Genomic DNA, 22,266 nt, shown 5'->3' on the forward strand with positions numbered 1-22,266 from the left:
GTTATGGACCAAATAGTCTGATTTACTTGCAGTTTCAACCCCAATAGGAAACCCAATGTGTTTTTGGGGTTAAAGAATCCCGTTTCGCCAGACCACTGAGAAAATGATCTGGCGAAACGGGAATAGCATTATTTGGAAGCTTCTTCCTTGAAATGTTTGAAAAACAAAGAGATCGTTTCGATGCCGATCAAATAGTTTTTCACACCGTAATGCTCATTCGGAGAATGGATGGCGTCGGTATCCAAGCCGAATCCCATCAAAATCGGATCCAATCCCAGTTCTTTCTGGAACAAAGAAGTGATCGGAATGGAACCTCCTTCACGTGTAGGAATGGCTTTTTTTCCAAATGCCTCCATGACGGCGCCTTGTGCCGCGCGGTATCCGGCAGAATCTGTCGGGATCACGGCCGGTTGGCCGCCGTGGTGTGGCGTGACTTTCACTTTCACCGAAGCTGGCGCAATGGATTTGAAATGATCTTCAAAGAGTTGCGCGATTTCCTTGTGCTCTTGATTGGGGACCAATCGCATGGAAATCTTCGCATAGGCTTTGGAAGGAAGCACTGTTTTGGCACCTTCTCCAATATAACCGCCCCAGATTCCATTGACATCCAAGGTCGGACGAATGCCGGTGCGCTCAAGTGTGGTGTAGCCTTTTTCTCCATGGATATCGTCGATGGCCAGAAGCTTTTTGTATTCTTCCAGATCGAAAGGAGCCTTGTTGAGTTCAGCTCTGTATTCGGAAGACAATTCCTCTACCTTATCATAAAAACCAGGAATGGTAATGTGGTTGTTTTCATCCTGCATTGACGCAATCATCTTGCAAAGGATGTTGATCGGATTTGCAACAGCTCCTCCGTAAGATCCACTGTGAAGATCTCTGTTTGGCCCAGTCACTTCGACTTGCATATACGCCAATCCTCTCAAGCCCACCGTTATCGATGGGGTTTCCATCGAAATCATGCTGGTATCGGAAATCAACACCACATCGGATTTCAGTTTTTCCTTGTTTGCCTTTACAAAAATATCCAGGTTTTCCGAGCCAACTTCCTCCTCGCCCTCGATCATAAACTTGATATTACAGGCCAAAGTACCGGTGGACATCATCGCTTCAAAAGCCTTCACGTGCATGAAAAACTGGCCTTTGTCATCGGCAGATCCGCGTGCAAAAATGGCGCCTTCCGGGTGCATTTCGGTTTTTTTGATAACGGGTTCGAATGGCGGGGAATCCCACAAATCATAAGGATCCGCTGGCTGCACATCATAATGGCCATAAACCAACACGGTTGGAAGACTTGGGTCAATGATTTTTTCGCCATAAACAATCGGATAACCTGCAGTTGGGCAGACTTCCACCTTGTCGGCTCCTGCGCTGATCAGGCTATCTTTCACAAATTCGGCAGCGGACAATACATCCCCTTTGAATTTGGGATCGGCACTGACCGAAGGAATGCGCAACAAGTCAAAAAGTTCGTTTAGAAATTTCTCCTGATGGTCTTGAATATACTGTTTTACTGACATATATGGGTTTGTTCTGTTGTCGAATGAAGGCCTCAAAATTACGTTTTAAAAAAGGAATTGCCTATTTTAACCAAAATTTTTCTATATGAAAGCGATACTATGCACCCGGTTTGGCTTGCCCGATCAACTGATTTACACGGAGAAAAAAATCCCTGTTCCCGGAGAGGATGAGGTTCTCATTGCGGTAAAAGCCTGCAGCGTGAATTTTCCCGACATCCTGATCATTCAGAACAAATACCAGTTCAAGCCGGAATTGCCATTTTCACCCGGTGGGGAAGTCTCCGGCCTGGTGGAAGCCGTCGGGACAAAAGTCAAAAACCTGAAAAAGGGCCAAAGGGTCCTGGCGCTTTGTGGCTGGGGTGGATTTGCCGAAAAAGTGGTGGTCAAAGCAGACAGGATCTTCCCGATTCCTCAAGATCTGGATTATTTGACAGCCGCTTCGACGCTTTACACCTTTGGCACCGCCTACCATGCGCTAAAAGACAGGGCAATTCTCCAAGCGGGTGAAACCCTCTTGGTGCTTGGCGCCTCCGGCGGAGTGGGTTTGGCAGCGGTCGAGCTCGGGAAAGCGATGGGTGCAAAAGTCATCGCAGCAGCCTCCTCAGCCGAAAAACTGGCCATTTGCCAAGCAAAGGGAGCTGATGAGCGGATCAACTATGAGCAGGAAAATCTCAAAAAAAGGATAAAAGAAATCACGGAGGGAAAAGGAGTGGATGTGGTGCTGGATGTGGTCGGGGGAAAGTATGCCGAACCAGCATTGCGGGGAATGGCCTGGAAAGGAAGGTATTTGGTAGTGGGCTTTGCTGCCGGGGACATTCCGCAGCTGCCCTTCAATCTGGTGCTCTTGAAAGGCTGTGCGGTAATGGGCGTATTTTGGGGAAGATTTTCCCAGGAAGAACCTAAAAAAAACCAGCAAAATATCATGGAGTTGCTGTCCATGATCCAGTCGGGCAAAATCAGCCAGCACATCCACAAAGTCTATGATTTGGAATCCGCCCCGAATGCCCTACAGGAACTTTTGGATAGAAAAGTGATGGGAAAAGCCATCGTCAAGGTTGGCGATTGGGAAGAAGAAAAGAAAGCCATTCAAAAATCGCTAACCCAGAATACAAAACCCATTGGATCCAATGCATCAATACCTATTTCCTTCAAAACTTTGGGAGATTTGAAAAAGCATGTTGGACAAGAATTGGGGATCAGCAGTTGGACAACGGTTTCCCAGGAGGTCATCCAAAAATTTGCTGAAACCACGGATGACTTTCAATGGATCCATGTGGACACCGAAAAAGCCAAAGCCCTCTTGCCCGGAGGAAAGAACATTGCCCACGGGTACCTCACGCTTTCCTTGGTCCCCAAGTTATTGGTTGATTTGCTTCCATTGGAGGGAATCGAAATGGCCCTCAATTATGGCGTAAACAAAGTGCGCTTCCCAGCACCGGTTTATTCAGGAGACCAGGTTAGGCTAAAGGCAAGATTGATCAATGTGGAGGAAACCAATGATGGCGGATTCAAACTATTTATCCATGCCGAAATGGAGTCCAGGGGTTCGGAGAAGCCAGTTTGTGTGGCAGAGTTGATTACCTTGATAAGGTAAAATGAAGCCGATCTGGTTTTTATTTCCGTAGGAAATCCAGATTCCCAGGGATTAGTTTTTTTAAAAAGAAGAATAAATTGAAACCCGAAGAAAACCGGGTTAAACGAAATGTTATTGACAAATAATTGAGAAGCGATGCTGCCACTGCCCGTAATTTACCCAATCCCCATATTTTCTTGACTTCAAAAAAATAGCGGTTTTTTATTCCCTTCATTTTTTATAATTTGAATCCCTATTTCCATCATCTAAAACCTATTTAACCCTAAGACCCCCAATGAGTAACCTCAATATTAAAGCAGTCGCTGAAAACACCTATGACGCCATCGTGGTGGGCTCCGGGATCAGCGGTGGATTTGCGGCAAAGGAACTTTGTCAAAAAGGCCTGAAAACCCTTGTCCTGGAAAGGGGCCGATTGGTCACCCATGTGGAGGATTATCCCACCATGAACAAGGATCCTTGGGATTTTGAAAACAACAATCGGCTCACCCACAGTGAGCGCGAAGATTATTATATCCAGGCAAGAAGCGGTTTTGTCAGCGAAGAAAACAAACATTTTTACCACAATGACAAAGCCGATCCCTATGAGGAAAAGCAGCGTTTTGATTGGATACGGGCAGATGTAGTCGGTGGTCGGTCCTTGCTTTGGGGCAGACAGTGTTACCGCTGGTCTGATTTGGATTTTGAGGCCAATGCCAAGGAAGGGATTGCTGTGGATTGGCCGATTCGGTACAAGGATTTGGAGCCATGGTACGGCTATGTTGAAAATTACATAGGGGTTTCGGGAGAAAAAATGGGTCTTGCCCATGTTCCGGATGGAAATTTTTTACCCCCGATGGAACTCAACTGCCTGGAAAAGCACATCAAAAAAGAAATTGAAAGCAAATTTGATTACCGGAACATGACCATCGGGCGGGTAGCCAACCTGACCGTACCCCATAACGGCCGCGGCGCTTGCCAATCCAGAAACCGTTGCTCAAGAGGTTGTCCTTACGGCGCCTATTACAGCAGCAATGGCGTTGCTTTGCCGGATGCGGCCAAAACTGGAAACATGACCCTGCGTCCAAACTCCATGGTGCACTCGGTCATCTATGATGCGCAATCCGGAAAAGCCACCGGCGTCCGGATCATCGATCGGGAATCAAAGGAGATGATCGAGTATTATGCAAGAATAATCTTTTTGAACGCATCAGCCCCCGGAACGGCTGCCATCATGCTCAATTCCACCTCCGATCGCTTTCCAAATGGGCTGGGCAATGACAGCGGGGAATTGGGACACAACATCATGGACCATCACTACAGATTGGGTGCTTCGGGTACTTTTGATGGTTTTGAAGACCAGTATTACAAAGGCAGACGCCCAAATGGGATCTACATTCCGAGGTTCAGGAACATCAACGAACAGACCAAGACAAGTGAATTTCTACGTGGCTATGGTTACCAAGGCAGCGCAAGCCGTGGAGGCTGGGGCCGAGGTGCCAACGAGAAGGATTTTGGAGGAGAATTCAAAGACGGATTGATGCAGGCCGGTCCTTGGGGATTTGGCATGACCGGATTCGGCGAAGTATTGCCCTACCATGACAACCTCATGTATCTCGACCAAAACCAAAAGGATCAGTGGGGACTTCCAAAATTGGTGTTTGATGCGGGATACAAAGAAAACGAAATGAAAATGCGGGAATTCATCAAATCCGATGCCGCCGAAATGCTGGAAGCCGCAGGCTTGAAAAACGTCCATACCTATGACAACAGTGGCGCTTTGGGTGTAGGCGTACACGAAATGGGGATGGCCAGAATGGGAAGAGACCCAAAGACATCGGTCTTGAACGGTTTCAACCAAGTCCATTCCGTGCCAAATGTATTCGTGACCGATGGAGCTTGCATGACATCTTCGGGAACCCAAAACCCTTCCATTACCTACATGGCCATGACCGCAAGGGCCGTCGATTATGTAACCAAGGAAATCAACCGCAACAATCTTTAATTCCATGACCATGAACAGAAGAGAAGCCCTCAAAGGCACCGCAATGATACTGGGCTATGCATTTACCGGTTCTACGGTGGCTGCCCTCATGCAATCCTGCGACTCAGGAGCAAAATTGACATGGATCCCACAGGTGCTTTCCGAGACACAAGCCAAAACCCTCTCCGCGATTGTGGACAGAATCCTCCCGAAGACCGAAACACCGGGCGCTTTGGAGGTGGGCGTAGACCAGTTTATCGATAAAATGCTACAAAAAGTCTTCCCAGAAGACATCCAAAAGGGATTTTCCGGAGGATTGGATAGTTTTAATGCCGCTGCAAATACTGCTTTCGGAAAAGATTTCACCAAGGGCAGTGCCGAACAGCAAGACCAACTTATCCGTGAATACGAGGAAAAATCCGGACCGCTTCCCGGTTCGATGTGGGGATTTTCCTTTGGGGAACCCACAGAATTTCCTTTCTACAGGATGATGAAGGAATTGGCCTTGATGGGCTATTTTCAATCCGAAAAAGTGGGCAAGGAAATACTCGCCTACAATCCCATTCCCGGACCTTACGAGGGATGCATCCCCTACAGCGATGTCGGGAAAATCTGGACCGAATAGCAAACAAAAAACCTTCGAAGTCTTCAGGACAGAGAAGGTTTTTTGTTTTATGGATTTTTGTAAAGAAAACCTGGGTTTTAAGGAAATGGAATCCGCTAGAAAAAAAGGTCAAGAATCAGTTGATTTCCAAATTCCATGGGCTTGAAAAACCTGCCCACAAAAGCATTCTCCCTCTTTTCATGCCTACTTGTCAAAACAGGAAGCATTTTAGACCAACCGACATGCCTGAACCCAATGGTTCCGCATCTGATTTTTTCTATTTTTGTACCCTTCTGGAAAAATAATCTTTCAAAATGCAGCGAAAACCATTTGATATCGCAGTGATTGGCTTGGGGGCTTTGGGCTCCTCGGCGCTTTGGCAATTGAGTAAGTCGGGTAAAAGAATTTTGGGTATCGATCAATTTTCCCCGCCCCACACCATGGGATCGACGCACGGCGAATCCAGGATCACCCGCTTGGCTGTTGGTGAGGGAATGGATTTTGTCCCGGTGGTCAAACGCTCCCATGAAATCTGGCGCGAGCTGGAAAGGGAAACCGGGCAGGAAGTCATGATCACCACAGGCGGTTTGCTCTTTGATTCAGGAGGAAAAAGCTGGTCAAAACACGGATCGGAAGGTTTTTTTGCCAGAACCGTCAAGTTTTCTGAGGAAGGAAATATTCCACATGAGGTTTTTGATGGCCGGGAACTGAAAAGAAGGTTCAGGGAATTTAATTTGGAGGATGAAGGCAAGGTGTATTTTGAGCCGTCCGCGGGGATTCTTAAACCAGAACTTGCGGTTTCCCTTCAGTTGTCATTGGCTGAAAAAAATGGGGCGGTGATCAAAACCCATACAAAAGTATTCGGTGTACAGCCCATTTCCGACGGAGGCGTTTTGATCCGGACCAACCATGGGGATTTTGAAGCGGGGAAGGCGCTTATCAGCTCAGGACCCTGGATCAAGGATTTTTTGCCGGCACCCGAAAAAAGCCATTTTAAAATCTGTCGGCAACTTTTGCACTGGATCCCTAAAAACAAGGACTTTTTTGAGCTTGGGAAAACCCCTGTTTTTATGTGGGGGTTTGGGGAAAATCCGGAAGATTTTCTCTATGGATTCCCATCCCTGGACGGCCAGACCATTAAAATGGCATCAGAATCATTTATGGAAAGAGGGCATCCGGATACCGTTTCCCGAGAAGTGACAAGCGAGGAACAGCTTGCGTTTTTGAAGGAAAAAATATCCGGAAGAATCCATGGGATTGAAAATCGGATTGTAGATTCGAAGGTCTGTCTCTACACCATGACTGCCGACGCCAATTTTGTGATCGATGAAATGCCCGACTTTCCTGAGGTCCTGATCGCCTCTGCCTGTAGTGGCCATGGATTCAAGCATTCTGCTGGACTTGGGGAAGCCCTTGCCGAACAGCTTTTGGAAAAGACCACGAAAGTGGACCTGAAGCCATTTCTCCGGAAATAAGAACGTGGGTTGGATGAAAAATCCTTTGGCGAAAAAATTAAGGCATTTATATCTTCAATTCCCCATTTGATTTCCCTTAAAACTGTAGAGAAAGGGTGCTTTGTGTGATTTTCCGCTGTACAATTTTTCATGTCTTTCGAGGATATCCAAGCTTAATATTTTCCTTTGGAAGGTCGTTCTGCGGAGTTTTTCGCCCAAGATCGCCTCATATACCTGCTGCAATTCCTTGATTGTAAACCTTGGCGGAAGAAGGTTCATGCTGACCAATTTCCTGTCTATATTCGATTTTAAAGTTTCCAAAGCCTTCTTGACGATTTCCGAATGGTCCAAGATCAATTCCGGAAGGGCGTCTACATCATACCAAGCGATGGAATCCGATAAGGCATCCGGTTTTGGCTCGACTTCATGGTAATTGATCAGGGCATAATAAGCCACAGAAACAAACCGATCCAGCATCCAATTTTCCGCCGCGACCTGGTGGCCATTGGCTGCCAAAATGGTCTGCATGATCTCGGGCTTGAAACGGGCCAAATCCCCAAAGGTATAGAACTGCTCCAAATAGATTTTGTCCAATCCCGTCCGCTCCTGGAGGCCTCTTCTGACAGCGTCATTGAGATTTTCATTTTTCCCTACAAATCCTCCGGGCAGCGCCAGCCAGGCCGTATTGTGGTATTCCATCAGGAGGATTTTCAACTTTTCTCCCGAAAACCCAAAAATCACCGAATCAAAAGCCAAGTGTGGAATAAAATCGTTTTCTAAAGGAAGACTCATTTTTTGTTCAGGATTGTAAATTGTTGCCAAGTAAGTAGGAATTATCCTCAAATCCAATTACTATTGTTTCATATTGAGACAATAGTAAACCCATTCAACATGAAAAAACAAGCATTTTATATTTTGAGCCTACTTCTCCTTTCTTGTGCTGGGGCATTTGCACAGGGGAAAAACAGTTTCCCTGTGCAAGCCACGCTGACCACTGGTGTCATCGAAGGAGATTATGACACCCATTCGGGCATTCAAAGTTACCTCGGAATTCCCTTTGCCCAACCTCCGGTAGAGGCGCTCAGGTGGAAAGCGCCTCAGCCGATGGAAAATTGGGGGGAAGTAAAAGAGACCAAAAAGTTTGGGCCTAGACCCATGCAGACTGTCGTGTTCGGAGACATGAATTCATGGTCCGACGGGGTGAGTGAAGATTGTCTCTACCTCAATGTCTGGACACCGGCCAAAAGAGACACGAAAGACCTTCCGGTTTTGGTTTACTTCTTTGGTGGAGGTTTTGTAGCCGGTGACGGAGCAGAGCCGAGGTACAATGGAGAAAGCATGGCTAAGAAAGGAATCGTCGCTGTGACGGTCAATTATAGATTAAATGTCTTTGGCTTCCTTGCCCATCCTGAATTGAGTGCAGAAGCGCCTTACAAAGCATCTGGAAATTATGGTCTATTGGACCAATTGGCAGCATTGAAATGGGTGAAGGAAAACATTGCTTCCTTTGGAGGTGACCCCAATAAGGTAACCATTGCCGGTGAATCTGCAGGATCCATCGCGGTAAGTTACCAAATGGCGTCTCCCTTGGCCAAAGGCCTGATAGCAGGTGCCATTGGAGAAAGCGGTGCAGGAATCCATCCAACCTTGGCTCCGGTATCTTTGGCAGAAGCCGAGAAAGCAGGTGCTGAATTTGTCACCAAGGCCGGCATTTCATCGATCGCCGAGCTGCGAAAACTCCCTGCAAGGGACATCTATGAGATTTATAATGAGTCGGGAAGATTTGGATTTCCGATTGCATTGGATGGATATTTCTTGCCCAAAACCCTTCCGGAAATTTTCAACAACAGAGAGCAGGCGCAAGTCCCTTTGCTATTGGGATGGAATTCGGCAGAAATCCCGGGAATGGCATTTATGCAAGGTGCTCCTTATGACGAAAAAAACTACATTGATAAAGTGAAAGAAGCCTATCCAAATGACCATGCGGAAGTCTTGAAACTTTATCCTTACGGGTCGGCAAAGGAAATCGAACAATCGGCTACTGATTTGGCTTCTGACAGATTTATCGCATACAGTACCTGGAAATGGTTTGACCTGCACCGAAAAAATTCTGATCAACCTGTTTACCGGTATTTGTACAGCAAGCTTCGTCCGCCTTTGGTCGATCAAAACCTAACGACCGGACTTGCCGGAGGCACTACTTCCAATGATTCAGGTGCCAAAATGCCGGAGGCAATCGGTGCTCCCCATGCTTGCGAAATAGAATATTGCATGGGAAATCTCCATTTGGTCAAGGATTTTGCCTGGACAGCAGACGATTATAAGGTCTCCGAAGTGATGCAAAATTACTTCGCCAATTTCATCAAAACCGGCAATCCAAACGGAAACGATCAGGTAGAATGGCCGGCTGCCCAAGCGGCAGATCCAAATCCTCCGGTAATGATCCTGGATACGGAATCAAAGGTAATGAAGGCAAATAATGATGCCCGATATCTTTTCTTGGACAAGGCCTACGGCAATAAATAAAAAATGCAGCTGGTGGATTACACCATCAAAATAAAAAGACAATCGCTTTGAATTCAATATTCAAAGCGATTGTCTTTTTTAAACTTCTCTATACTCCAATCAAAGCCACGCTCTCATGGAATGTCAATTGTCATTTTTTTATCTCGTCCCTTTGTCCACATCCTTCACAAATTGGATCAATCCTTTGAAAAAGGTTTTTTGGTCATCATATTGGGAGAGATGGCTACCATTTGGACAATAGAGGTAATGTCCGTTTTTTACCTGAGTAGACATCCACTCCATGTGCTTGGGGTCCATGGTGTCATGTTCTGCCCCGATGACCAATGTAGGAACGGTGATTTTTGGTAAATCCGCCTTTCTATCCCATTCCTTCAAAGTAGCATCCCCTGTAATGCCAAATTCACTGTAGCCCTGCATGTGTATATACACATTCGAATTGAGGTGTTTAAAGGCCCTGTTGATATTTTCAGGCCACTCTTCCAATGGCATTCTGAGAACATGTTCCGTATAATGGTGCTCCATCAACAATTCCTCATACCTCGGATTTTCAAAATCCTGATTGGCTTCAATCTCTTGGATTTCAGCAAAAACGGCAGGAGGCAATTTTGGTCCCAGAACTTCCTGCGCATAGGCATTGTACTCCGGAATGCTGGCCATCATGTTGGAAATAATGAGTCCTTTGAGATTGTCCTGGTACTTCAAGGCATATTCAATGGCCAAGATTCCGCCCCAGGATTGTCCAAACAGATAAAAATTATCCTTATCCAAATTCAGCGCTTGACGGACCTGCTCCACTTCCTCGACAAATCTCTCCGTCGTCCAGAGTTCATCTCCCTCAGGTTGGTCGCTGTAATAGGAGCCCAATTGGTCATAATAAATGTATTCGATGCCTTCCGAAGGAAAGTATCCGTCAAAAGATTCATAGATTTCATGGGTCATTCCCGGCCCTCCATGCAGCAGGAGTACTTTTATCTTGGGATTGTTGCCTACCCTTTTGGTCCAGACCTTGAATTCTCCCTTTTCGGTGGAAATGGGAATCATTTTCACCCCACCGGTAAACTGATCATCCCTTTGGGAAAAATCAAGATAATTCCTCAAGGTTTCGCTTTCGTCCGTTTTCTTATCCGTCGAGACACAGCCAAAGGCAAAAAAACCTAACACAGCAAAAATCAAGAAATACTTGTTCATAAGGTCATGGTTTTTGTCGGGGAAAATAACAATTCCCCCTATGTATAGAATGCGATTTTTGGCAATACTACTCATAGAATCAAAGTGCCTTCAAGGCCGCTTCAGCAATGATCCCATCCTGCACCGAAGTCACCCCGGAAATACCGATGGAACCTACAATGATACCCTCTTTGAAAATAGGCAAACCACCCTCGATTGGAATGGCATTGGGCAAGGAAAGAATTCTGTTTCCTCCCTCATTGACTGCATCTTCGAACACTTTTGTTGACCTCTTGAAATACACTGCTGATTTGGCTTTTGCCTGGGCCACTTCCACACTGCCGATTTGGGTGCCATCCATCTTTTTCAACAACAACAAATGCCCTCCGTTGTCCAAAATGGCAATGACTACATTCCAGTTGTCCTGTCGGGCACGGGCTTCTGCCGCATCGGATATCCTTTCTGCCTCAGCCAGGTTGAGGTAAGGTTGTTGATGATTTTGGGAAAAAGAGGGGTAGGATAAAAAGAGCAAAAACAGGAATGTTAAATTCTTCATGGAATAGGTTTTTATGATTTTGGAAAAGAGACTAAGACTCTAATTTAATGAATTTTTTTGAACAAGTTTTTAAAAACCCTAAATTGAAGTCTACATGCATTTTTAACTATTGATTTCACACAACACAACCAAACCATGAAGAGTTTTTCCAGAAGGGATACCCTCAAAATGATCACATTAGGATCAGGAATCAGCCTATTGTCACCACTTAGCCTCTTGGCTTGTCAAAATGCGCCCAAAAAGGACAAATTGGGCATTGCCCTGGTGGGTTTGGGCTATTACAGCACGGATTTGCTGGCTCCTGGATTGCAGCAAACCGAGCATTGTTACCTTGCGGGAATCGTGACGGGAACACCTTCCAAAGCAGAAGCCTGGAAGGAGAAGTACAACATCCCCGAGAAGAATGTCTACAACTATGAGAACTTTGACACGATCGCTAATAATCCCGATATCGATGTCATCTATATCGTCTTGCCGCCTTCCATGCACATGGAATATGTTGTCAGAGCAGCAAATGCAGGCAAACATGTTTGGTGTGAAAAACCCATGGCGGTGACTGTGGAGGAATGCCAAACCATGATCGATGCCTGCAAGAAAAACAAGGTTTCTCTTTCGATTGGCTACCGCTGCCAGCATGAACCCAACACCTTGGCCTTTCAAAAAATCGTCAAGGAAGGTCAATTGGGGAAAGTCACCAAAGTCGATTGTGCGGCTGGATACCGGGAGGGAAGGACTGATCATTGGAAACAAAAAAGAGAAATGGGCGGTGGTGTGATTTACGACATGGGAGTTTATTCCATTCAGGGTGCACGCTTGGGATCTGGGATGGAACCCATCGCTGTCCAATCCGCGAAAGTCTGGGCAGAGCGGCCTGAAATCTACAAAGACGGTTTGGGCGAAGTAGTAACTGCTGTGCTTGAATTTCCAGGTGGCGTGATCGGAAACATCAAAACCTCCTTTTTTGAAAACACCAATTTTTTGAACATCACCTGCGAAAAAGGAACTATCGAAATGTCCCCGTTCTCATCTTATGCAGGAAACAAAGGAAAAAGCCCCTTGGGAGAAATCAATTTCCCTTATGAGGTGCCATTTCAGCAAGCGAACCAAATGGACCATGATGCCTTGGCAATTATGGCAGGAAAACCAATGCCAGTACCAGGAGAGGAAGGATTGAGGGATATCCGCATCGTGCAGGCGATATTGGAATCTGCAGAGACTGGAAAGAGGGTGGTGATTTAATTTATTTTCCCGCGGATGAGGCGGATTTTCATAGACCCATTCTGCGCCATCTGCGGGAAAAAATTAATTGTCCCGGTCTAAAACTGTACAATTTCTCTATATGCGGAAGAGAGAAGATTTTCCCCATCAAGTAATTCTCTCGTTGTTCCTTCTTTGACAATCAGACCATCCTCTAATATATAAACCCTGTCAGCAATTAATGCAGGTTTGATTTTATGTGTAACAACTAAAATAATCATATTTGATTTTAATTTGATCAATAATTCCAAAACAAGGTTTTCAGTATTCCGATCCATTGCACCGGTAAGTGGCGATGACGTATGTTAACCAAAGCCATTTCCCACGGAACTCAAGCATATTCTGAATTCTGGTATAGGTAAATTTATCTGAGAGATGACTATAGTATACTTCTTCAGAAAGGAAGTGAAAATCAATAAGCAGACCCAAACAAATACCTGTCAGTGCTAATGGGAAAAAATATTTCATAATCTAATTCAAAGAGACAATTTGATTTTTTTTAACGTCTTAATCATCAATAACTAGAAAATAGATTTATTCTTTTTTAAACATCATCCTGCTATTAAATACTGTACCATCCTTTGGATGAATAAGCTTTAAATGAAGCTCATTTGCATCTAATTTTGATATTATGTATTTCTGTAAATATATTTTATTTGTCTGACCAATAATCAAAGTATCAGCATCAATCCAATAGATCCCTTTTAATTCCACAATTTCATGATTTTTGAAATCAGTAAAATAGACAGTGTCTTTTCTAAAATCATAATAGAATCCATTTAAAATTTTATTAAAGGTTTCAAACAAAGCTTTCTGCTGTTGTTCATCCTGCATTTGAAAATTGGGAGAGGTAAGAATATTCTCAAAGGATTCATCCCTTACCATTTTCCACTTGCCTTCTACTGAGGGACGATTCAATAAAATAATTAAAGTAATCAATAATGAAATTGTTCTCATTTTTTGTCTTAGTTAGATGGATAAAATTATTCTCTTTTAAACATCCACCTCATGTCTAGAACAGCACCTTTAGGATCAATCAATTTTAGATGTAACTCTTTCTCATTGATTTTTGAAATCAAATATTTTTGGACTTTTATTTTATCAAATTGACCAATAATCAGTGTATCTGAGTCAATCCAATAGATTCCTTTTAATTCTACTAATTCATAATTTTTGAAATCAGTAAAGTAAACAGTGTCTTTTCTAAAATCGTAATAATAACCATCAAGGATTTTATTAAAAGTTTCAGCCAATGCTTTCTGTTGTTGTTCATCCTGCATTTGAAAATTGTTGGAAGTCAATATTTTTTCAAAAGCTTCACTTCGATTCATTTTCCATTTGCCTTCAATTGATGGTTTGTTGAAGGAAATAACGAGCATTATTAAAACTAATATTGAATTCATTTTTTTTTAATTTAAGTGAAAATAAAAAAGGAGAGCACAAAAGGCTCATCCTTTTTAAATTTGTTTTTCAATTACTGCCAGGAAGATGGTCTGGGCAATTAGCTGCATAACTTGAGGCAAGAAGTAAATACAATTCATCACTCCCCTGAAATCCACCACCGGAAAAGCAGTATCCAAGCTGTGTCACAATAGTTAGACCCTCCGACTAGACTCTCCATTTTTTCTAAGCTTAATGCTTCCATAAAATTTGTTGTTTAAAATGTGAAAAGATTGAATATCAGATAATTCTAGTCTTTAAAATTCAAAAACACAAATATTAGGTATACGAACAACCCTCTTATCCGTTTATAGTCGACTAAATTGCACTATTTCTATAGTGGATTTCAGGACTATCTTTGGATTTCACATTTACCCCCCCCATTTCAAACTAAAAGGATTGTAATTTCATAAAAAACAGAACATAAAATTTATTTTTATAATAACGAAAAATACTTGAGTACAATTTCTGATTTTATGATAAAAATGTACTGGAAGAATCAATATCTTTCCTACTCCTATCTTCGAAATCTGCGTGAGCAAATTCAGTAGTTCAAGCGATTTCTATTAAGAAATCCTGCTCCAGTTTATTTCATGCTTCTTTTGACTCCGGATTTGACGAAGGACCATTGCGCTTCTTGGCTGGGAAAGATCTGGGTCTTCCTGGAGCAATAGCTGCGCAGCATCCCTTGCCATCGTCAAGATCGGGGCATCCTTGCTGAGGTCCGCAATCAAAAGATCCATCAAGCCACTCTGCTGCGTACCCATCAAGTCACCCGGCCCTCTCAATTTGAGGTCAACATCCGCAATTTCAAAACCGTTGTTGGTCCGTACCATCGTCTCCAACCGGATACGGCTGTCCTTGGAAAGTTCATACTTGGTCATCAGCAAGCAATAAGACTGATCAGCGCCCCTTCCTACCCTTCCCCGGAGTTGGTGGAGCTGTGAAAGGCCAAACCTTTCCGCATTTTCGATCACCATGACCGAAGCATTTTGGACATTCACACCCACCTCGATCACTGTGGTGGCGACCATGATTTTGGTTTCCCCTTTCACGAAGCGCTGCATCTCAAAATTCTTGTCCTGAGGTTTCATTTTTCCGTGCACAATGCTGACGGGAAATTCGGGAAACGCCCTGCAAATGCTCTCAAAACCATCCATGAGGTTTTTGAGGTCCAAGGTTTCGGATTCCTCGATAAGGGGGTAGACGATGTAAACTTGCCTGCCTTCGAGAATTTGTTTGCGAATAAAACCGAATACTTTTAGACGGTCTTTGTCATAGCGATGGACAGTCTGTATGGGTTTACGGCCTACCGGAAGCTCGTCGATGACGGAAATATCCAAATCGCCATAGAGTGTCATCGCCAGTGTCCTCGGGATAGGTGTAGCAGTCATCACCAATACATGGGGGATAAATCTCGGGTTTTTGGCCCAAAGTTTGGCCCTTTGCGCCACCCCAAACCGGTGTTGCTCATCTACGATCGCCATGCCCAAATTTCTGAACTGAACAATGTCTTCCAGCAAAGCATGTGTTCCGATGAGGATGGGAAGCTCCCCCGAAAGCAGGGATTCGTGGATGACTTTCCGGGCTGATTTTTTGGTCGACCCAGTCAGCAGCGCAATGTTCAACCCCATCAAGTCCGCATACTCCTTTAACCCTGCATAATGCTGGTTGGCCAGGATCTCTGTGGGTGCCATCAGACAGGCCTGGGCACCCGAACTGATTGCAATCAAAATGCAGATAAAAGCCACCATGGTTTTCCCACTGCCGACATCCCCTTGGATCAGCCGGTTCATTTGTTTTCCGGATTTCATGTCGGCATACGCTTCCCGGACCACCCGTTTTTGTGCTTCGGTAAGCTCAAAGGGAATGTGTTCCTTGTAAAACACGTTCAACAGCTCCGTTTGATTCAGGATCTGGCCCTGGGATTTTTCGGTCCTTGTGAGCTTTAATTTTAGCAACCTCAGCTGCATAAAGAAGAACTCCTCGAATTTCAACCGAAAAATCGCTCTTTTCAGGACTTCTGGATTTTCCGGGAAATGGATTTCCTTGACAGCATCTTTTTTGGGAATCAAATTGAAACGCTGGAGAACCTCTCCGGGTAAGGTTTCCTGGATTTGCGGGAAGGCGGCAGTGACCAATCCCTCCATGATTTTGGAAATCCCTTTGGAATCCAAAAACCTGGACCGGAGTTTTTCTGTGGTTGGGTAGACCGGTTGGAAGAAACTTTTTTCTTCCTGGGCAGCAGACAAGGCTTCCATTTCTGGATGTGCGATGCTGAATTTCCTCCCGTATTTATTGGGTTTCCCGAAAAAAACAAAGGGGATTCCCGGAACCAATTTTTTTACCACATATTGAATTCCCTTGAACCAGGTCAGTTCCATTTCACCTGTTTCGTCAAAAATGGTGGCCACCAATCTTTTTCTTTGGCCCTCGCCGATGGTTTCGGCCGAGCGGATTTTGGCCACGATCTGAACATGTTCCAGATCCTCGGTCAACTCATTGATTTTAAAAAACTGGGTGCGGTCTTCGTATCGAAACGGGTAATGTTGGATCAACTCACCAAAGGTGAAAATATTCAACTCCTTGTTGATCAGGGCAGCTTTTTGGGGACCTACCCCCTTGAGGAATTCTATTTTGGTATCAAAAAAACTGAACAAGGTTACATTGTTTGGATTATAGGCTCAAATTAAAAAGGAAAGGGGGATTAATTTCTTCTTTTTTGACATAATCTTGAAGTTTATTCCAAGGCTATTGGAGAAGAGGGTCTTTGGGGACAAGGATGTGCCTTGGAAAGAGTTTGGTTTTGGAGATCAACCATGGTGGGTTTTTACCTATCTCGGGTTTAAGCGTGCCGGATTCAAGTTATCAAGACAATTTTTGGTTACAGTTCTGTTTTTTATTTCTCACCTCACATTGAGATTAGTCGACTAATTGTTTTTAAGAGTTAGGATTAATTAATAAGTGGGTGGTAATTTAGTTCATGAAAGGTTAAATTACCGGTAAAGCTTACTTTTTGGAGATTTACGCCTGCCCCTATGGTGTGAATGGGGAGAGTCTTTAAATCAAAAAATAATGAAATGGATAAAATCTGTATTTGTGATGGGCTTGATTGTGTGTTCGATGGCGTCATTTTCATGCGGAAGTTCCTCACCAGCGCTTGTCGATGCAATGGATCCCGAAAAAAAAATCTTTTTTGGGGACTTAATTGAGAACATAGAAATAATCCCGCTGGAATTCCACCATTCTTCGGGATTTGGTGAGGTTGAAAGGATTGCTGTTTTTGAAAACCAAATATTTATTCTTGACCCAACTTTCACCAAAAGTGTTCAGGTGTATGGATTGACTGGTGAATACATGAGGACCATCAAGTCATTTGAAAACACGGCGATCTGGGACTTCATCATTGATGAACAAAAAGAGGAGATGGTGTTGTTTGTCTTGGGAAATAAATTTGAACGCTTTTCGATGAGCGGGGAGTATTTGGGCAGTCAAAATTCCGATTTCCCTGTTCTCTCCATGCTTTTTGTGAATGATGGAGGAATGATGTGTGATTTGGGGCAACAAGTGATGGACGATGGCCAAAATTTTAATTTGGCCTATATGGATCGCCAGAAATATACTGTTCAATCTTTTCAAATTCCTTTTAGGGAAGAGCCAATACTCGTGCAGGATAGAATCAGGAACTATGCGATCAATGGAGCTGACACCTACTTTGCCCCACCTTTTGACAATAACATTTATAAGTTGGATGGATCTGGTAATGTTGAAACAGTGGTAAATCTTGATTTTAAATCCAAGCTGTTTTCCATTGAAGCTTTTAACAACTCTAAAATTTCAGGGGAGGATAAATTCATTACGGGTATGGATGGAATGTCTTACGCAAAAGGAAAGCTTTTTTTCCATTTCCTCAACGGGGAGGATACGAATTTTAGGTATTTTGATTTTGAATCCGATAAATTATTTGCTTTGGGATTCGGAAAAGACATCCCTTCTTTCCTGTATCAATTTATATTGATGAATTATAATTTCGAGTATCAGGAAGGGTTGATCACAGTGCTTGACTTGGACTATTTACGCCCCTTGCTTGCCGGTGGGAATCAAGACCTACCCTTTGACTTACAAAATATATTAATGGGTGAGGCACTCTTTGCCATTGTAAAAATCAAATTTCTATAGGATGCAGCTGATTTTTATACTTTTGGCGTTGTGGGGAATCGCGTTGCCACGCGTTCATGGTATTGTGAAAGATCGAGATGGAAGGCCAATTCCAAGTGTTTTGGTGGCCTCAGGAGACCATTTCAGCGTAAGCAACAACTCTGGTGAATTCACGGTGTTGTTGAATGAGGACCGTAATTTAACCTTCCAATCCCTCGGATTTTTCACAAAGGATTTTCTCGTAAAGGACCCAGAGCAACCGATAGAAATAATAATGGAATCATTGACCTATGAGCTGCCTGAATTCGAGCTTGTTTCATTGACGGCGCACCAGATTGTGGAAAACTCGGCAGCCTTATTTTGGAAAGCTTACCATTGGTTTCCTTCCACGACCAGGTACGAGTATGGCAATGAGGTTATTATTCATTCCGGAAGCACAAAAAAAGAGGCAAAACGTTTTGCTGTTTTTGATCGGTACAAAGCACATGTCAGAAAAGGTTTTCCCCAGTTTTCCATTCACGATATGCAGGTAGAGGATAGTAGTTTTTGGAAGGAAAATGAAAACCTCATCCTCAATAATGGATTTTGGCTAAGCAATAATTTTTTTTACGAAGCCGGATCGATGCCAAGTTTCTTTTTTGGTCCCAATATGAAAAAATACGCCTATGAATTGGATGGTGAATTTGAAAATCATTACCGGATTCTCGTGAAGTCAAAAAGCAACAGACAGCATGAGGACGGCGAAATATGGATAGATAGGCATACATTTAAGATCCAGAAAATCACGGTTTGGAAAAATGAAAAGGGACTGAGAGCCTATTTTTTGACGTCCAATCTTGCCTCAAAAAACCTTGCAGGGATAAGCGCACACCTCAAGGAAGAAACCATTCATTTTGAATTGGATGAGGTAGATTCCAAATATGTGATCAAGAACGTCAGTCATAAAAGGAGAATCCAAATGGATTTTAAAGGGCAGCCCAGTGTGACACTTGTTGAAAACTCAAAATTGAACCTCCTCACAATACTTTCCAAAACGCTACTTGTTGGTACAGGTTTTCAAGAGCAAACAGGATCTTTTTTTGATGTATGGGCAAATCCAAATCCATATCCCGGTCTACATGGCTACAGGATTTCCTTTGACAAATAATCAAGGAATAAAGGTGGCCAATAGCCTTTTAGACCTTTGTATATCGGTAGAAAAATTGGGAAAGATGGTCTTTAGGTGAATACCAACAACATGATCTTATTCGGTTTCGGCGAGAAACATTCAACCCGTATTATGCATTGCGAATGGCATTACAGCCTGAGATTGTCTGATTTTCTTTCAGTTTCAATCCCATTTGGAAACCCAATGCATCTCTCGGGTTCAAACCAATCTAGGATCAAATCCTTCCTTTTGGCAGAAAATGCATTCCTGAGGGAATAAAAAAAGCCATTGCCTGAAACGGGCAATGGCTTTTTTTTCCCACCTAAAAACAGGTTATCCGTAAATCTCTTCCAAGACCTTGGCCAATCTGATTCCCGCAGCGGTCAGTCTTTCCTCCACGTGGTGGTAATGTTTGTAGATATATTCATAACCGATTCTCCCATTTTCAGGGATATCATACATGTCCGGCCTCATCGCGGCGGCTTCTCTAAGCCAGTCTGCGGGAGTTGCGGCATTGTATTTTTGGGACACGGTTGGGTTGATCCTTTTTTTCAGTTCGCGAGAGATCTCGGTATAACTCATTTTCTTTCCTTCGATCAGGTCAGAATCCCAAATCGCGTGGATATTCGTCTCTTTGTTGAAAAAACTCACTTTCACGTCATTTCCACCACGGTCACCAGGTTTGCCAACATGAAAAGGTTGGTGCAAATCCCCAACAATGTGGATCAGCATTCTCAACTGGTCTCTTTCCTCTTCTGGAGAAAGGCCTCCTTTTTTTAGATTTGCCTTGATTCTCAGAAAAGCCTCATAAGCATCCCCGCCTTTTTCCTGAATTGCAGGATCGTATTCCCCATCCACAGTGGTGACCCAATGCCAGGTATTGGTATAGTCGTATTTTTTATCCGAACGGATATTGTCCATCCAGACGCCCACTCCAGAGATCGTTTGTTGCTGTAAAATTGCCTCCACCTTTCTGACGGTTTTAGACTTCATTTGCCATTCGGCAATGGCTCCGATCACATAATGTCCAACAGGTCCCCATGCAAAAGACTGGGAGATAAGGGAAATGGAAAGGATAAGGGTGAGGATTGAAATTTTTGATTTCTGCATACTTGGGAGAATATAAAGGGTGATTTTTTTATGGGCGTTTTGTCCGGTTCAAAACATCGGTCAGGAAGCAAGTTCGTTTAAGGCAAGCCAAGCCATCAGACCAGCGCCGATTTCAAGGGCATTTTCATCAATGTCAAAAGTGGGTGTATGGACACCGGAAACAATTCCTTTTGCCTCATTTCTTGTCCCAAGGCGGTAAAAGCAGCCATCAATTTCTTGGGTATAATAGGAAAAGTCTTCTGCAGCCATCCAAATATCGAGATCCAACACATTTTCTTCCCCCAGATAATCTATCGCCGCTTTCTGCGCCCTTCCGGTAAGTTCGGGTGAATTTTTAAGAAATGGATATCCTTTTCTAACTTCAAAATCGACGGTTCCGCCCATTCCTTCCGCTATTCCTGTTGCAATCTTGACCATGTGACCATGGGCTTTTGCTCTCCAAGCTTCATCCAGGGTCCTGAAGGTTCCTTGTATTTTCACTTCATTGGGAATGATGTTGGTTGCTCCAAGTGCTTCAATTCTGCCAAAGGACAGAACAGAAGGGGTTTTTGGGGAAGCATTTCTGCTAACCACCTGTTGGAGGGCGACGATCATGTGTGCCGCGATCAAAACCGGATCCACAAGTGTTTCCGGCATGGCGCCATGGCCACCTTTTCCCTTTACGGTAATGTAGAGTTCATCGGCACTGGCCATGTACATTCCTTTTCTGAAGCCTACCTTTCCCACAGGGATCAATGGCATCACATGCTGCCCAATAATCCCGGAAGGTTTTGGGTTTTCCAGAACCTTGTCCTTGATCATGAGCGAAGCACCGCCGGGAATAAGTTCTTCACCTGGCTGGAAGATAAGCTTAACCGTCCCTTCGAATTGGTCTTTGATTTCATTCAGGATCTTCGCTACTCCCAAAAGGGATGCGGTGTGCACATCATGCCCACAGGCATGCATGACTCCTGGATGAATGGATTTGTAGGGGACATCATTTTGCTCCACAATGGGAAGGGCATCCATATCTCCACGAAGTGCCACTGTTTTTTTGTCGGGATTCTTTCCTTTGATAAGGACCACAATTCCTGTTTCGGCCTTTCGCTCCATTTCAGAGATGCCATAACTTTGGAGTTGGGCCTCTACAAAGGCTGCGGTATTGTGCTCCTGAAACGAAAGCTCAGGATGGGCATGCAGGTGTCTTCGGTTGGAAATTATTTCGGTTTTGAATTCTTGGGCGAGGCTTTTAATCCTGTTTTTCAGCATTCTGATTTTCATCTGAGGAGAAATTTTCATCTCTTTGGAACCGATCTTGAATGATTCGGGCCGAAGGAAAACTATCCTTAAGTTTAAAATAATAGGCTTGGGCTTCGATTCGGTTGATGAACTTACCCACTTTCAACAAATACCGGGGCTGCTGGTACTGCAGGTCGAACTTGATTTCGGGGAAATTTGTATAGAGTTCATTACGGGTTTTGAAAGCAAGGTTCCTGTCCACTCCACTATAAACCAAAACGGTAAATCCACTGTAATACCTTTCCGCTTTATTGTTGTTGGCAAATCGGGTCAGTGCCTGATCCAAATCCTTGTCAATGGCAAGTTCACCGCCTTCAAACCTGCTTTCATCCACCACATTTGGAGCGGGTTGGGTTTCAAAGGTAATTCTGGAATCCGAAAGGTCCTCCTGATATCCTTTGTAGGCATCTGCTGGAGCACTGCTTTTTTTGATAAGATTACATGACCCCATCAATACCAATATGATGATCCCACTCCAAAGCCTATTTTTCATATTGA

19 protein-coding genes are annotated in these 22,266 nt (G+C 43.9%); 8 read left to right on the forward strand and 11 right to left on the reverse strand.

All coding sequences use genetic code 11. The annotated features are described in order from the left end of the window. Positions 1-128: 128 nt before the first annotated feature. On the reverse strand, positions 129-1,517 hold the full coding sequence (locus Q7J63_RS08360; protein ID WP_019596090.1) for a dipeptidase: 1,389 nt from the start codon (positions 1,515-1,517) through the stop codon (positions 129-131). An 85-nt stretch (positions 1,518-1,602) separates the two neighbouring features. Here Q7J63_RS08360 and Q7J63_RS08365 point away from each other — a divergent pair, with 85 nt between their 5' ends. The 4 genes from Q7J63_RS08365 (at position 1,603) to solA (ending at position 7,150) form a co-directional block, all read left to right on the forward strand. Then, positions 1,603-3,111, forward strand: coding sequence for a zinc-binding dehydrogenase (locus Q7J63_RS08365; RefSeq protein ID WP_304885367.1), 1,509 nt, complete (start codon positions 1,603-1,605; stop codon positions 3,109-3,111). Between the two features lie 274 nt (positions 3,112-3,385). Continuing rightward, positions 3,386-5,092 carry a GMC oxidoreductase gene (locus Q7J63_RS08370; RefSeq protein ID WP_304885369.1) on the forward strand — a complete coding sequence of 569 codons (1,707 nt, stop codon included), beginning with the start codon at positions 3,386-3,388 and terminating at the stop codon, positions 5,090-5,092. Between the two features lie 10 nt (positions 5,093-5,102). Then, on the forward strand, positions 5,103-5,696 hold the full coding sequence (locus Q7J63_RS08375) for a gluconate 2-dehydrogenase subunit 3 family protein (RefSeq protein WP_304885371.1): 594 nt from the start codon (positions 5,103-5,105) through the stop codon (positions 5,694-5,696). Between the two features lie 293 nt (positions 5,697-5,989). After that, complete coding sequence (gene solA / locus Q7J63_RS08380) at positions 5,990-7,150, forward strand: N-methyl-L-tryptophan oxidase (protein WP_304885372.1); 1,161 nt, start codon at positions 5,990-5,992, stop codon at positions 7,148-7,150. Positions 7,151-7,204: 54 nt separating this feature from the next. On the opposite strand, the gene Q7J63_RS08385 is transcribed toward solA, so the two are convergent. Then, the gene (locus tag Q7J63_RS08385; RefSeq protein ID WP_031327114.1) at positions 7,205-7,921 is read right to left on the reverse strand and encodes an NUDIX domain-containing protein; all 717 of its coding nucleotides are present in this window, start codon (positions 7,919-7,921) and stop codon (positions 7,205-7,207) included. Positions 7,922-8,020: 99 nt separating this feature from the next. On the opposite strand from Q7J63_RS08385, the gene Q7J63_RS08390 reads away from it, so the two are divergent. Beyond that, on the forward strand, positions 8,021-9,655 hold the full coding sequence (locus Q7J63_RS08390; RefSeq protein WP_304885375.1) for a carboxylesterase/lipase family protein: 1,635 nt from the start codon (positions 8,021-8,023) through the stop codon (positions 9,653-9,655). A 138-nt stretch (positions 9,656-9,793) separates the two neighbouring features. Here the strand turns inward: Q7J63_RS08390 and Q7J63_RS08395 are convergent, their stop codons facing one another. Both Q7J63_RS08395 and Q7J63_RS08400 read right to left on the reverse strand, forming a co-directional pair. Further along, positions 9,794-10,843, reverse strand: coding sequence for a proline iminopeptidase-family hydrolase (locus Q7J63_RS08395; RefSeq protein WP_304885377.1), 1,050 nt, complete (start codon positions 10,841-10,843; stop codon positions 9,794-9,796). Positions 10,844-10,922: 79 nt separating this feature from the next. After that, the gene (locus Q7J63_RS08400) at positions 10,923-11,378 is read right to left on the reverse strand and encodes a heme-binding protein (protein ID WP_304885378.1); all 456 of its coding nucleotides are present in this window, start codon (positions 11,376-11,378) and stop codon (positions 10,923-10,925) included. A 135-nt stretch (positions 11,379-11,513) separates the two neighbouring features. Here Q7J63_RS08400 and Q7J63_RS08405 point away from each other — a divergent pair, with 135 nt between their 5' ends. Then, complete coding sequence (locus tag Q7J63_RS08405) at positions 11,514-12,617, forward strand: Gfo/Idh/MocA family protein (RefSeq protein ID WP_304885380.1); 1,104 nt, start codon at positions 11,514-11,516, stop codon at positions 12,615-12,617. Positions 12,618-12,694: 77 nt separating this feature from the next. Here the strand turns inward: Q7J63_RS08405 and Q7J63_RS08410 are convergent, their stop codons facing one another. The 4 genes from Q7J63_RS08410 to recG all read right to left on the reverse strand — a co-directional run bounded on the left by Q7J63_RS08410 (position 12,695) and on the right by recG (position 16,735). Beyond that, a complete protein-coding gene (locus Q7J63_RS08410; protein ID WP_304885382.1) occupies positions 12,695-12,886 on the reverse strand; it encodes a hypothetical protein in 192 nt (63 codons plus the stop codon). A 283-nt stretch (positions 12,887-13,169) separates the two neighbouring features. Next, positions 13,170-13,592, reverse strand: a complete 423-nt coding sequence (locus Q7J63_RS08415) for a hypothetical protein (protein WP_019596078.1) — start codon at positions 13,590-13,592, stop codon at positions 13,170-13,172. A gap of 26 nt (positions 13,593-13,618) precedes the next feature. Next, complete coding sequence (locus Q7J63_RS08420) at positions 13,619-14,038, reverse strand: hypothetical protein (protein WP_304885385.1); 420 nt, start codon at positions 14,036-14,038, stop codon at positions 13,619-13,621. A 603-nt stretch (positions 14,039-14,641) separates the two neighbouring features. Next, a complete protein-coding gene (gene recG, locus Q7J63_RS08425) occupies positions 14,642-16,735 on the reverse strand; it encodes an ATP-dependent DNA helicase RecG (RefSeq protein ID WP_304885387.1) in 2,094 nt (697 codons plus the stop codon). Positions 16,736-17,150: 415 nt separating this feature from the next. Here recG and Q7J63_RS08430 point away from each other — a divergent pair, with 415 nt between their 5' ends. Beyond that, on the forward strand, positions 17,151-18,254 hold the full coding sequence (locus Q7J63_RS08430) for a 6-bladed beta-propeller (protein ID WP_304885389.1): 1,104 nt from the start codon (positions 17,151-17,153) through the stop codon (positions 18,252-18,254). 1 nt (position 18,255) lies between these two features. Beyond that, on the forward strand, positions 18,256-19,380 hold the full coding sequence (locus tag Q7J63_RS08435; protein ID WP_304885391.1) for a hypothetical protein: 1,125 nt from the start codon (positions 18,256-18,258) through the stop codon (positions 19,378-19,380). 333 nt (positions 19,381-19,713) lie between these two features. Here Q7J63_RS08435 and Q7J63_RS08440 read toward each other — a convergent pair whose 3' ends face one another. From Q7J63_RS08440 to Q7J63_RS08450, 3 genes are read right to left on the reverse strand one after another with little or no spacing between them, the layout of a single operon-like run. After that, positions 19,714-20,490, reverse strand: a complete 777-nt coding sequence (locus Q7J63_RS08440) for a S1/P1 nuclease (protein ID WP_019596071.1) — start codon at positions 20,488-20,490, stop codon at positions 19,714-19,716. A gap of 60 nt (positions 20,491-20,550) precedes the next feature. Next, positions 20,551-21,738: a M20 family metallopeptidase gene (locus Q7J63_RS08445; RefSeq protein WP_304885695.1), complete on the reverse strand. Its 1,188-nt coding sequence runs from the start codon at positions 21,736-21,738 to the stop codon at positions 20,551-20,553. Next, on the reverse strand, positions 21,719-22,261 hold the full coding sequence (locus Q7J63_RS08450; protein ID WP_019596069.1) for a hypothetical protein: 543 nt from the start codon (positions 22,259-22,261) through the stop codon (positions 21,719-21,721). Before Q7J63_RS08450 ends, Q7J63_RS08445 begins: the two co-directional genes overlap by 20 nt. Between the last annotated feature and the right edge of the window lie 5 nt (positions 22,262-22,266).

Source organism: Rhodonellum sp. (assembly GCF_030656585.1).
Taxonomy (GTDB): Bacteria; Bacteroidota; Bacteroidia; order Cytophagales; family Cyclobacteriaceae; genus Rhodonellum; species Rhodonellum psychrophilum.

Coding starts and splice junctions, on each gene's coding strand:
- Q7J63_RS08360 (WP_019596090.1), bottom strand. CDS start 1,517: ATGTCAGTAAAACAGTATATTCAAGACCATCAGGAGAAATTTCTAAAC.
- Q7J63_RS08365 (WP_304885367.1), top strand. CDS start 1,603: ATGAAAGCGATACTATGCACCCGGTTTGGCTTGCCCGATCAACTGATT.
- Q7J63_RS08370 (WP_304885369.1), top strand. CDS start 3,386: ATGAGTAACCTCAATATTAAAGCAGTCGCTGAAAACACCTATGACGCC.
- Q7J63_RS08375 (WP_304885371.1), top strand. CDS start 5,103: ATGAACAGAAGAGAAGCCCTCAAAGGCACCGCAATGATACTGGGCTAT.
- solA (WP_304885372.1), top strand. CDS start 5,990: ATGCAGCGAAAACCATTTGATATCGCAGTGATTGGCTTGGGGGCTTTG.
- Q7J63_RS08385 (WP_031327114.1), bottom strand. CDS start 7,921: ATGAGTCTTCCTTTAGAAAACGATTTTATTCCACACTTGGCTTTTGAT.
- Q7J63_RS08390 (WP_304885375.1), top strand. CDS start 8,021: ATGAAAAAACAAGCATTTTATATTTTGAGCCTACTTCTCCTTTCTTGT.
- Q7J63_RS08395 (WP_304885377.1), bottom strand. CDS start 10,843: ATGAACAAGTATTTCTTGATTTTTGCTGTGTTAGGTTTTTTTGCCTTT.
- Q7J63_RS08400 (WP_304885378.1), bottom strand. CDS start 11,378: ATGAAGAATTTAACATTCCTGTTTTTGCTCTTTTTATCCTACCCCTCT.
- Q7J63_RS08405 (WP_304885380.1), top strand. CDS start 11,514: ATGAAGAGTTTTTCCAGAAGGGATACCCTCAAAATGATCACATTAGGA.
- Q7J63_RS08415 (WP_019596078.1), bottom strand. CDS start 13,592: ATGAGAACAATTTCATTATTGATTACTTTAATTATTTTATTGAATCGT.
- Q7J63_RS08420 (WP_304885385.1), bottom strand. CDS start 14,038: ATGAATTCAATATTAGTTTTAATAATGCTCGTTATTTCCTTCAACAAA.
- Q7J63_RS08430 (WP_304885389.1), top strand. CDS start 17,151: ATGAAATGGATAAAATCTGTATTTGTGATGGGCTTGATTGTGTGTTCG.
- Q7J63_RS08435 (WP_304885391.1), top strand. CDS start 18,256: ATGCAGCTGATTTTTATACTTTTGGCGTTGTGGGGAATCGCGTTGCCA.
- Q7J63_RS08440 (WP_019596071.1), bottom strand. CDS start 20,490: ATGCAGAAATCAAAAATTTCAATCCTCACCCTTATCCTTTCCATTTCC.
- Q7J63_RS08445 (WP_304885695.1), bottom strand. CDS start 21,738: ATGCTGAAAAACAGGATTAAAAGCCTCGCCCAAGAATTCAAAACCGAA.
- Q7J63_RS08450 (WP_019596069.1), bottom strand. CDS start 22,261: ATGAAAAATAGGCTTTGGAGTGGGATCATCATATTGGTATTGATGGGG.